Raw genomic sequence first — 11350 nt, 5'->3', positions numbered from 1 at the left:
GGTCGTTTCCGTGACGGTCGCCACCCCGTCCATGCCAATCCGGAATTGCTCGGTGTGCTCAGCCATCTGGGCCACTGCCGCCGACACCGACTCAATCTGCGCCGCCACATCGGAGGTCGCCTGCAAAATCTGCTGGAAGGAGGCGCTGGCACGTCCGGCCCGTTCCACACCCTGCCCAACCGCCTCGACGCTCTCCGCCATCGACCGCACCGCCTGGTCCGTATCCTTGCGCATGGCCTCGACGCGCGCGACGATCTGCTGCGCCGACTCTGCCGATTGTTCGGCCAGCTTGCGCACCTCGTCGGCCACCACCCCGAAACCGCGGCCCAGTTCGCCCGCCCGGGCGGCTTCGATAGCGGCGTTGAGCGCGAGCAGGTTGGTTTGATCCGTGATGTTGGTGATGACCTCGATAATCGCTCCAATCTCTCGCGACCGTTCACCAAGTCCCTGAATCTGTTCAGCCAGCCGATTGACCCGGTCCTGAATCGCCAGCATTTGGGCGATGACGCCGTCCAAATCCGTCTGGCCGCGCGCTGCGACCCGGGAAGCATCCTGCGCGGCGCTGGCCACTTGTTCGGAGGCGTCCCTGACCCGCTCCATCTCCCCAGCCATCTCCGCCACCTGCTGGCGCTCATCCTCGACAATCTGCGCCTGCTTTTCCATGCCGGCCACCGTCTCTTGGACGGTCAAGGTCACTTGTTCGGTAGCTCGGCTGTTTTCTTCGGCACTGGCGCTCAGCTGCTCTGCCGATGTGGACACCTGCTGTGCGGTTTGGCCGACGTCCTGGACGATGCTCTGCAATGATTGCGCCATGTCGTTGAACGCCTTAGCCAACCGCCCTAGCTCGTCGCGGCGCCTGACCTGAAGACGGCGGGTCAAATCGCCGCCGCCGATTTGCCGGGCCACTTTCACCAATTCCGACAACGGCTCGGTGATGGAGCGGACGACAAAGAACATGAGTATGAAGCCAAGCACAAGCGTGATGACGATAACGTAGATGGTGGCGTTCTGTATCGGAGCCGTTGCCGCGCTGTATTCGCTCGGTAAAATGACAGCAGCCACTTTCCAGCCGGTCAGTGCATTAGTAGTAAACTCTATGTGCTGCGACTCCCCGTTCAGACTCAGATCAAACTGACCGGTCTTGTCCGCAAACAGTGGCTTCCACGCAGTGTCCCTGAGCACCCTGCCCGTGCGCATTCCCTTGTTCGAAATCACGACGCGGTCGTTTGTGATTACAGCCAGGTGCCCGCTTTCGCCGATTTTGACCGCCTGGGCCATGCTGACAATCGGGGTGGCCAAAAGGTCCAGACCTATCACACCGTCACCATCGGGCAGTGAGCGGGCAATCGGAATGACGTAGGTGTTGCTGACCTGGTCGTATTGCGGCTTGCCGATGACGACAGAGCCGTCCGCGTTTTCCGCCTGCTTGTACCAGCTAGTGCGCGTGAGGTCGAACCCGTTGTTCTGGCCCCCCACTGACTCGACAAATGGTTCGATAAACACACCTTTGTCACTGACAACATAAGCGCGCAGGACCAATCCATCGTGTGAGGCGTAGAAGTTTTGCAGTTCGGTGCGGAGCAGGTCGGTCTTGCCGGACATCAGGATGGCATCGACATCATTAGCTAGAAATGTAAGGTTTTCCTTTTGCTGAGTGATGAACGTGGTTAACGATTGATCAAACACGGTCATGCCGGAAATTGATGAGGAATTAATTTCTTCTTTTACCTGGGTTTTTGCGGATTGGAAGGAGAACCAGCCAATCGCCACCGTGGGCACAATCAGAATGACCAGAAAGGAGACCAATAACCGCATCTGGAGAGACCCAACGAGGCCATTGCGACTGACTGATGGCAGATGAAACCGAAGATCTGCTAATTTTACCATAGTACACACCCTTACCTTTGCACAGATTAGCAGTCGTTTGACTTCCTGCCTCTATGTTTTCGCCCCTATGACAAAGGCAGCCCGCTCTACGACGTAATTGTCTATCGACCGGAAGTGGCGCGTTTGAATTCCCATACCGAAAGTACGCATCCCATCCAGAAAATGATTGATGTCCTGGACAACCACACGGACCAGAAGTCCCACTCAGAACAGTGGGGGGCAGCTCGCAAATACGCTCGTGCGCTCGCTTCATCTGGAACAAGGAAAGATGTGGAATGTGTTCGTAGATGACACCCTATTCGGTCTCCTTCAAGACCGTAAATATGTCGTCACTGTAACTTTGTCGTTACAACCATTGAGAGGAGAGCACCTCCTTCCCCTTTTCTTCGTACGAACACGATTCGCGTCAGTTTCTGGACATCCGACACCCTCAACCTTTGGCCATTATGATACATCAGTAATAATGGATGACTTGGCGACAAACCAACATATTCATCTATGTTGAATGGACATGGTTCATCTTGAGTCCGCTTGTATGTACAACCGCAAAATGCGTTCTAGAATGGAATGGCCATGCTTCACACTACAAGCTCCAAAACGGGAGACGCGTTAAGATTTCTATCACAAGTTCATTCAACGATGTGGTGTAACCCCCGGCCTCTTCCCGTGTATCGAAGACACGAATTTTTATCATCGCACATCGTCTCTTACCTTTCGAATACAACGCGTCCATTGACAACTGTCCGCAATACTTCGCCTGAAGGGTCCAGCCAAACCAGATCGGCATCATACCCTTCGTCGATTTTTCCCTTCGTCGTTAAACCCAATTTCTGCGCCGGGTTTAATGAAGACATCCTCTGTGCAACGATAGGTGACACGCCACCCAAACTTTGAACCAATTGGTATGCCCTAGACATGGTTAACACGCTGCCTGCCAACGTCCCATCGCTCAGCCGGCATTCATTATCGCGGACATAGACTTCCAGCCCGCCCAACTCATATGTTCCCGGTGGCATGGCAGCCGCCCGCATTGCATCCGTAATGAGCATCAAACGTTCGCTGCCAATGGAGCGAATCAGCGCTTTGATCATGGCCGGATGTACATGAATCCCGTCACAAATCAGATCGGCCGTGAAAGCTTCGTCGCTAATCACGGCGCCGATGGGGCCAACGTCACGATGCAAAAATGGATTCATGGCGTTGCAAAGATGCGTCAAGTGACTGAAGCCCATCAGGCGTGCCTCCTGCATGCAAGCTTCGTCTGCTGTGGTATGGCCAGCCGCAACAATGACACCTTTTTGCTTTGCCAGTTCCGCCACTGCTTGAGCGTGCGGCCTTTCTGGTGCCATGGTTATCATTCGTACGATCCCACTGCTCAGCCACCGATTGACCAAAGACGGATCTGGCTCAATAATGCAATCCTGTCTCTGTGCACCTGGCTTGTCGGGGTGGATAAACGGCCCTTCCAAGTGAAGCCCAACTACGGTTGCCCCAGTACCATGTGACTTTTTCATGTATGATTTGGCACAGTCGATGACCTTGTCAATCCGTTCGATCGATTCTGTAACGGTCGTCAACAACAAAGACGTGGTTCCATATTTGGCGTGCGTGGCCGCAATGGCCTCGAATGCCTCCTCGTTCGCATCCATGGTATCCGCACCGCCGCCGCCGTGAACATGAACGTCAATGAATCCCGGAACTATCAACGGTAACGACGCATCTACGTTTTTGCACACCTTGATGTTCGAAATCCGCCCGCTCGTTACTTCAACACGAATTGATTCCAGATGTCCATTTTCTGCAAGACGATTTCCAACAAAACCTTTCACAGTAGTTCATCCTTTCCGAAGTTCTGAAGCTGCTGCTGACGATTAACCCTTGATACCAGTCATCGTAATTCCTCGGACGAAATACCTCTGTAACCAGATAAACAAAATCACACTAGGTAAAATACCGATCACAGTGCCGGCCATAATGACATTCGTAAATTGAACGCTGGATGTATACGATTCGAGACTATTTAATGCCAATACCACTGTATCCATGGAACTTTGATGGATCACGGTCAAAGGCCATAAAAATTGATTCCATTGAAACACAAATGCAAACATGCCAAGCGTCGCTACGGCAGGCGTAAGCAGCGGACTAATAATGCGCCACAAGATTGTCCATTCAGAAGCACCATCAATTTTTGCGGCCTCCAACAACTCGTCCGGGATATTGGAAATAAACTGACGCATGAGAAAGATCCCAAATGCATTCGCGACATTGGGTATAATAAGGGCAGCATACGTGTCAGTTAATCCGACTTTGTTGAACATGTAATATAACGGTACAAGGGTTACGAACGACGGAACCATCATCGTCGCCAATACCCCGATGAATATAGTGTTTTTCCCTTTGAACTGGTGTTTGGCAAACACATATCCGGCCATGATACTCGTAATCAGGATTCCTAGGGTTGTAAGAACGGTAACGATGATTGAATTGAGAATGGCCCTCCCGAACGACAATACGTGAAATACTGTTGAATATGGCCTTGCATCAAACACATGGGGCCACCACATCGGAGGCAAGGTAGTGATTTCTGTTGATGTTTTGAAGCTGGAAATCAGCATCCAATAAAACGGAAAGATTGACAAGAGAGCAATAATAACCATCGGAAAGTAAGCCCACCAGCGATAGACCTCAGGCTTGCGCGAGTTTTGATACATATGCTCCTCCCTCCTTTGAAGACTAGTCCCTTGCTTGCAGAATACGAAGCTCAATTGCCGTCAGAATGAGAACTGCTACGAACAATATGACCACCATAGCGCTCGCATGGCCCATATCCAAGAAGTTAAAGGCAGTTCGATACATGTCGTACACCACAACATCGGTGGCATTGACGGGACCACCCTGGGTGAGAATGTACACTGGATCGAATATTTGTAACGTGTTGATGGTCAAAATGACCACGATGAATGAGAGTGACCGCTTCAATAAAGGTAGTGTAATTCGCCAAAAAGACTGACATTTCGAAGCACCATCAATAGCCGCAGCTTCATAATAGTCATCGGGAATCTCCGTCAGCCCTGCCATGACAATGACTGTGTAGTACCCTGTCGTTTGCCACACATTCAAGATGATGAGCGCCCACAGTGCCTCGTGGATGGAACCCAACCATGGTTGAGAGGGAATGTGAAACCAACTCAATACATCATTAATTGGTCCATATAATGGGGAATACAGGTATCCCCAAATAATCGCCACGGCAACATTCGGAATGACATACGGAAGAAACAGAACCGTGCGGACAATCCCTTTTCCCTTAGCCCTTGTATTAAACAGAAATACACCCAAAATCACCGACAAGGGAAGAATAATGATGACACTCGCCAACGTGTATAAAAATGTATTCCCGAGTGCGCGGAGAAACCCTCTGTCAGAAAGAATGTCGTGATAGTTAGCCAACCCGACTGGCTTCATTTGTGCAAACGGAGACGTCATGTTCCAACTGTGAAAACTCACCCAAACGGTCAGTATAATTGGGATTACGATAAATAGGGCCAACAATCCGACACCAGGCGTTAGATATGCTATTGTATATATCCTGGAAGTTGTATGTTTCATGGCCATCCTCTTTCATTGGTCTGGTATAGATAATCGAGTAGGAGGGGGCGCCTAGCCCCCGTCCTCTCACACCACCGTACGTGCGGGTCCGCATACGGCGGTTCATGAAACTCCACGAAGCGTAAGGTATCTCGCCTGAAGACTGCGCAGCCCCAGTTGCTCAAAGTACGTTTTGTCCATGGCTTGGTTCAGCATCCTCGCCATGAACCACGGCCCTCGGCGTGAGTTGGCTGTCATGTGGACCACCCACTCCGGTTGCCCCAACGCGCGTAGCTCCCGATACCGCGTGCGCACTCGTTTCCATTGCTTCCATATGCACATTCGCAGCCTGCGCCGAATCCATTCATCGAACCGTTCGCAGCGCCCCTTCATCTCTGCCATCCGGTAGTACGCCACCCATCCCATGATGTACGCGTTCAATTGCCTGATGCGCTCCGCGATGGGCATGCTCCGTGAGCGGCTGGTGATCTGGCGCACCCGTTCTTTGAACCGTTCTATCGTCTTCGGTGCCAGGCGTATCGTGGCCAGCTTGTCGGACCGGAAGCTGAATCCGAGAAACCTCAACTTCCACGGCCGGTCTACCGCACTCTTCTCCTGGTTGACCTGCAGGTTCAGTGTCCCCTCCAGGTATCTGGTCAGTGACGCCATCACTCGCTCTCCCGCCCGACGCGACTTCACGTAGACATTGCAGTCGTCCGCGTAGCGGACAAACCGATGCCCTCGCTTCTCCAGCTCCTTGTCGAAGTCGTCCAGCATGATGTTGGCGAGCAGCGGGCTGAGGGGGCCGCCTTGCGGTGTCCCTTCCTCGTTGCGTATCACCACCCCGTCCGCCATGATGCCTGCGTTCAGGTAGGCCCGGATGAGCTTGAGGACCCGCTTGTCCTTGACCTTTCGCGCCACGCGCGCCATGAGCTTGTCGTGGTTCACTCGGTCAAAGAACTTCGCCAGATCCAGGTCCACTGCCCACCGGTAACCCAGCTGAATGTATTGCTGTGCCCTGCGCACCGCGTCATGGGCGCTCCGCCCCGGCCGGAATCCGAAGCTGTTCTCGGAGAACTCCGGGTCGAAAATCGGGTTCAATACCTGGAGCAGTGCCTGCTGGATGAGTCGGTCGATCACGGTGGGGATTCCCAGTCCCCGCACCCCGCCTCCGGGTTTCGGAATTTCGACCCGCCTGACGGGTTGCGGTTTGTAGGTCCCCGCGAGCAGCTGCTGACGCATGTCAGCCCAGTGGGTCTGGATGTACGACCGTAGTTGGGCTACCGTCACGCCATCCACCCCTGGCGCTCCCTTGTTCGCCTCGACTCTGCGAAGTGCCTGAAGCAGGTTCTCCCGCTCCAGCATCTTCTCCAGCAGGGAGTCCCTCTCTTCGCAGGATGGGGTCTGCACTTGTGCCAACGACGAACTCGGCCCTCCAATCCCGGCCTCTCGCGGCTTCACCACTACCCTCCGGGTGGAGGCCCCTTGCGGGGTATTCTGCTGTCGTCGCTCGTCGTGTGAACGCATCCAGTCCATCCTCGTTTCATGTTCGGCCCTTCCGCAGACGAGCGCCCGCCCACGTACTATGGCCTCTGCTGACTCCTGCCCGTTCAGCGCCGCCTCTCGACGGCGGTTACCGGCTCTACCAGCGTATCGGACAGGCCTCCCCGGATAAGAACGGCCCCTTTCCTCTCATGCACCCGCCGCATCTACTGCCACAGCCCTTGGCGACTTCGGACTTCGTTGTGTTTGGGCAACTCATCCGACTGTGACAGCCTCGAATGCGATTCGTGTACCTCGGGTCGAGAGTTTGCCTCCAGCTTCCTTCAGATTCCACCTCACAATGGACACCCTTGCTCTTGGCTAACGGTAGGTGTGTCGCCAACCCCCGTTCGGGACTTTCACCCTATAGGGACCGCCCATGCCGGGCGTACCAATACAGCCGGGAAGGAACAACATGTTCCTCCCCGTCATCTGCACGGCGTAGTTCCGACTAGTTGGCCTTGTAGTACTGCGACAACAATTGTGTGGCGTTCGATTGCGCTTGGCTCATTGCCGTGGAGGGTGAGAGGGATCCAAATTCAACACTCTCTATGGACTTTTGAATAATCGTTGTAAGCTCATCGCCTGCAAAAACAACAGGGAACGGTTCTGCCGTTTTCAGAGCATCAACATACGCTTTCATGAATGGTTCATCTAATTGGGATTTGTGCGCCGCGATATCCGATGTCCGGCTCGGCATGATCCCTTCAGAACTCAGAATGTCCCCGATGGCTGACGATCCGTTCTTGCCGCTCTCCGGCGAGTTAACCCATTTCAGAAATGCCCACGCCGCTTGTTGCTGAGCCGGTGTAGCATGGTTGTTCACCGCCGTTAGCCAAGAGTAGTAGACGGTGTGGGAACCATCACCATCTGGTCCCACCGGGATGGGTGCAACTCCGACATTCTTAAAGTTTGCGCCCATGCTGCTCTTCAGTGCGCTTTCCCACCAGTTGGCCATGATAATCATTCCAGTCTTCCCATTTGCAAAGTTGTCCAGATACGGTCCCGTCGTACTAGCGTTGGCTGTGCTCATGGACGGATTTGTCACCTTGTATTTTTTCACCATGTCCTGGTAAAGCTGCGTCACCGCTTCTGCTGCTTTCGATGTCAATTGTGGTTGATGCCGGCTATTCACCAATCTTCCGCCGTCAGACAGTACCATGGCTAACCAAGGATGTACAACGCCACTGTTCCAACTGGTAATCGTGCCAAAACCCTGTTGGATAATCTGGCCCGAACTGTTTGTCTTAGTCAATTTCTTCGCATCGGCAATCAATTCGGACCACGTCTTGGGTGGCGTCTGAATGCCAGCAGCCTTGAACAAGGCCTTGTTATAGTTCAGCGCATAATCGTCAACTTCGTTGGGATAACCATAGATGGCACTTCCATACTTGGTTGACGCTACGATATTGGAAGCATAATTGCTTTCAATATCCGAACTGTACTCCCTAGGCGCCGGAGCCAGGATGCCGTCTTTCGCCAATTGGGGAATCCACAGATCGTATATATCGAATATGGTGGGCCCGTCCGAGCTCAACGAATCTGTTGTGATGGTGCTCAACAAATTTCCAAACGGAACCGTTCTAACTTCGATAGACACATTTGGATGGCTCTTCTCGTAAGTGTTGATATCTTTCTTGAACATTGCAACCTGCGGTGCCGGCCAGAGTGTCAGAAACGAGATCTTGACTTTACCATTGGAGTCCCCACTGTTTTTCGAAGAATCGCTGTTTCCGCACCCCGTGACGAGTCCAGCCAACAAAACAGAAGCTCCCGCAATCATGGCACCACACTTTGCGAATGCTTTCATACATTTCGCCCCCTTTTGGCAACTGTTGATTATCGCCTACTCAAACGCACCGAATACCGAAACTGATCGCTTCGCATCAAGGACCGTACAAACTCGAACGGACTTCCTCCAGTGTAGGTCAATCGCTCCACTACGAAGGCGGATGAGCCTTTCGCCACACCCAACTGATTACACTCTTTATCATCGAGTTGAACAGCGCTGTACGTCTCTACTGCCTCGTCGGGCTCGATCCCAAATTTAGTTGACAACAGGTTGTATATCGATCTATTGTCCTCAATGAATTCTCCCAGCCCAACGAACTTTTCAAAAGGCAGATAAGACTTCTGGATACCCATCGGTGTGCCGTTAGCTGTCAATAATCGTTCTATGCACCATACCTTGGTGCCGTCCGACAACTGCAGTCGTTCCTGTAATCGTCGGGAGGCGTTTTCAACACCTTTATGGAGAATGATGCTTCCTGGACGAACACCCCTTAATGTCATTTCTTCTGTGAAACTCAGCAGTTTCGGAGCCTCAGGAACCAAGGGCGTCGATGTAACAAAGGTTCCTCGCCCCTGTTCCTTACGCAGCAAACCTTCTTCCACCAAACGATTAATTGCTTTGGTGACGGTAATTCTGCTAACATTGAACTGTGTGCAAAGCATTTGCTCCGTTGGAATTTGGTCGCCAACATTCCATTCTTTTGCCTCAATCTTCTCACGAATGTAATCTTGGATTTGCCGATATAGCGGTATACCTGTATCATGTAACATCTATGCACCCCCTTTACGAGAGAGAGCCCGTATGAGCCATGCGGATGGCCCCATACATCGTAGCTTTATCTTGAAGCTTGCCCACCCGAATCAAGGTGTTTTGAGTAAACGGAGAGGCAAATTGAGAGACTATTTTCCTGAGCATCGGCAGTATCAGTTCATCTTCACGGGACAGGCCACCCGTAATCACGACTGCTTCCGGATCAAATACACTTGCAATGGACGCAATGCCCATGCCAAGATTCTTGAGCCATTCGAAGAAGACGTCACGCGCGTGGATGTCGCCTTGTTTCACCGCACGAATCAAATCGCGACTAGTCATTCCATTTAATCTGGATCTCGCTGCTTGGTTCAACGCCGTTCCGGACGCAATCGATTCATAGAAAGTGTAGTCATCTTGCTCCCGGCCGACGATCAGCCACCCTAACGAACCCGCCACACCGTTTGTCCCCGTACGCACACGTCCATCCATCAGAATTGCGCCGCCAATACCTGTTCCGACCGAAATGAGTACGGCATTTTGAAGATCCTTTGCCGCGCCGCACCAGACCTCACCGAGCAGGGCAAGTTGGCCATCATTCGCCACCAGAACCTGAGTACCGCACAATTTTTCAAGGTATTGGCTCAATTGGAGGCCTGTTAAATAAGGTAGATTGGGAACCCAACAGGTGCCATCTGTCCTCACTGCACCCGGGATGCCCACTCCAATCCGCTCTACCTGCGGAACCACCTCGCAGAGTTCTTTAATGACACCTCTCATTTGTTTGGTAAAATCTTTAAAATTTTGGGCTACCTCGCAGACTACGGAGTGAATCACGTTCATGTCTTCCGCGACGGCTCCGTATATCTTTGTACCCCCAACGTCAATTCCGATACTTACTGTCAAAGTCGCCTCACCCCCTTGTAGTAGCGGCTAAACGAGCACGGTAATCCACATACACTTTTTCGTTGTGTCCCGGATCAATTCCCAATGTGTTCGGCGATGCAAACGGCCGCACGTAATGACCACGTTCAGCAAGTTGTTTTGCTGTTTCGACGACAATCGATTGAACAATTGTAAGCGCAGCCAAGGTGGACGTTCCTCCGACCTTACCAACCACGCCATTCACCGCAACGACAGCATCTTCCGGCGCAACACAGTTATCAATGATCAAGTCAGCAATGTCACCAATCTTTTTGCCGCTTGAGTGAATCGCAGGCCTGTGCAGGTGATTCTCCATGGAAGTAATTGCGATGACGTACAGACCAGCCTCTTTCGCTGCCAGCGCAACCTCGACAGGCGCCGCGTTTTGGCCGCCATGTGATATGACAATTAATACGTCATCTTTGTCCCACTGATTATGTCTCAAGAAGTTATCCATGTATCCTTCTTGACGTTCCAACCAGAGGAGTTCTTCGGCTCCGCCAGGACCGCTGACCGTCGTCCACATCAGGCGTGGGTCCATAATGGGGTAAAACCCAACATATCCCCCGTATCTCGGAAAGCAATCCTGTATCGGCAAGACAGAATGTCCGCTTCCGAACATACGCACCCAATGGCCGCTGGCAATTGCATCCGCTGCTTTGGCAGATGCCCTACAGATATTTTCTTCTTGTCCAGAAATTTTCTCGAGTAATTCTGCAACCGCTTTTACATAGGCATTTGCCATGATGATGTCTCCTCCATATGTTGATATATCATTATGTCGTTACTAGATATACTATACTACGATTCATAGATCAACATCAATCAAGAAATTGTCCGTGTCAAGTTCCGGTAGGTGAGAGT

General features: G+C 52.2%; 9 protein-coding genes. All 9 read right to left on the bottom strand.

Annotated elements, in window-relative coordinates; all coding sequences use genetic code 11:
* Positions 1-1815 (bottom strand): methyl-accepting chemotaxis protein (locus ASH01S_RS16415; protein WP_067929524.1); only part of this gene is annotated, 1815 nt, incomplete at its 3' end.
* 779 nt (positions 1816-2594) lie between these two features.
* Positions 2595-3716 carry an N-acetylglucosamine-6-phosphate deacetylase gene (gene nagA / locus ASH01S_RS16410; RefSeq protein WP_067929523.1) on the bottom strand — a complete coding sequence of 374 codons (1122 nt, stop codon included), beginning with the start codon at positions 3714-3716 and terminating at the stop codon, positions 2595-2597.
* A gap of 42 nt (positions 3717-3758) precedes the next feature.
* Positions 3759-4601: a carbohydrate ABC transporter permease gene (locus ASH01S_RS16405; RefSeq protein ID WP_067929522.1), complete on the bottom strand. Its 843-nt coding sequence runs from the start codon at positions 4599-4601 to the stop codon at positions 3759-3761.
* 22 nt (positions 4602-4623) lie between these two features.
* Complete coding sequence (locus ASH01S_RS16400) at positions 4624-5340, bottom strand: carbohydrate ABC transporter permease (protein WP_169794266.1); 717 nt, start codon at positions 5338-5340, stop codon at positions 4624-4626.
* Between the two features lie 261 nt (positions 5341-5601).
* Positions 5602-7005, bottom strand: a complete 1404-nt coding sequence (gene ltrA / locus ASH01S_RS16395) for a group II intron reverse transcriptase/maturase (protein ID WP_026976123.1) — start codon at positions 7003-7005, stop codon at positions 5602-5604.
* A gap of 466 nt (positions 7006-7471) precedes the next feature.
* Positions 7472-8830, bottom strand: a complete 1359-nt coding sequence (locus ASH01S_RS16390) for an ABC transporter substrate-binding protein (protein ID WP_067929520.1) — start codon at positions 8828-8830, stop codon at positions 7472-7474.
* Between the two features lie 29 nt (positions 8831-8859).
* Positions 8860-9582 carry a GntR family transcriptional regulator gene (locus ASH01S_RS16385; protein ID WP_067929519.1) on the bottom strand — a complete coding sequence of 241 codons (723 nt, stop codon included), beginning with the start codon at positions 9580-9582 and terminating at the stop codon, positions 8860-8862.
* A 13-nt stretch (positions 9583-9595) separates the two neighbouring features.
* A complete protein-coding gene (locus ASH01S_RS16380; protein ID WP_067929518.1) occupies positions 9596-10468 on the bottom strand; it encodes an ROK family protein in 873 nt (290 codons plus the stop codon).
* A gap of 7 nt (positions 10469-10475) precedes the next feature.
* Positions 10476-11231 (bottom strand): sugar isomerase domain-containing protein, encoded by a 756-nt coding sequence (locus tag ASH01S_RS16375; RefSeq protein ID WP_067929517.1) that lies wholly within the window; start codon positions 11229-11231, stop codon positions 10476-10478.
* Positions 11232-11350 lie beyond the last annotated feature (119 nt).

The sequence above is a fragment of the Alicyclobacillus shizuokensis NBRC 103103 genome (assembly GCF_001552255.1).
Taxonomy (GTDB): Bacteria; Bacillota; Bacilli; order Alicyclobacillales; family Alicyclobacillaceae; genus Alicyclobacillus_G; species Alicyclobacillus_G shizuokensis.
This window is presented reverse-complemented; position numbering and strand designations above follow the sequence as displayed.

Excerpts from the sequence above, each read along its gene's own strand:
- ASH01S_RS16405 (WP_067929522.1), bottom strand. The coding sequence starts at position 4,601 with ATGTATCAAAACTCGCGCAAGCCTGAGGTCTATCGCTGGTGGGCTTAC.
- ltrA (WP_026976123.1), bottom strand. The coding sequence starts at position 7,005 with ATGCGTTCACACGACGAGCGACGACAGCAGAATACCCCGCAAGGGGCC.
- ASH01S_RS16390 (WP_067929520.1), bottom strand. The coding sequence starts at position 8,830 with ATGAAAGCATTCGCAAAGTGTGGTGCCATGATTGCGGGAGCTTCTGTT.
- ASH01S_RS16385 (WP_067929519.1), bottom strand. The coding sequence starts at position 9,582 with ATGTTACATGATACAGGTATACCGCTATATCGGCAAATCCAAGATTAC.
- ASH01S_RS16375 (WP_067929517.1), bottom strand. The coding sequence starts at position 11,231 with ATGGCAAATGCCTATGTAAAAGCGGTTGCAGAATTACTCGAGAAAATT.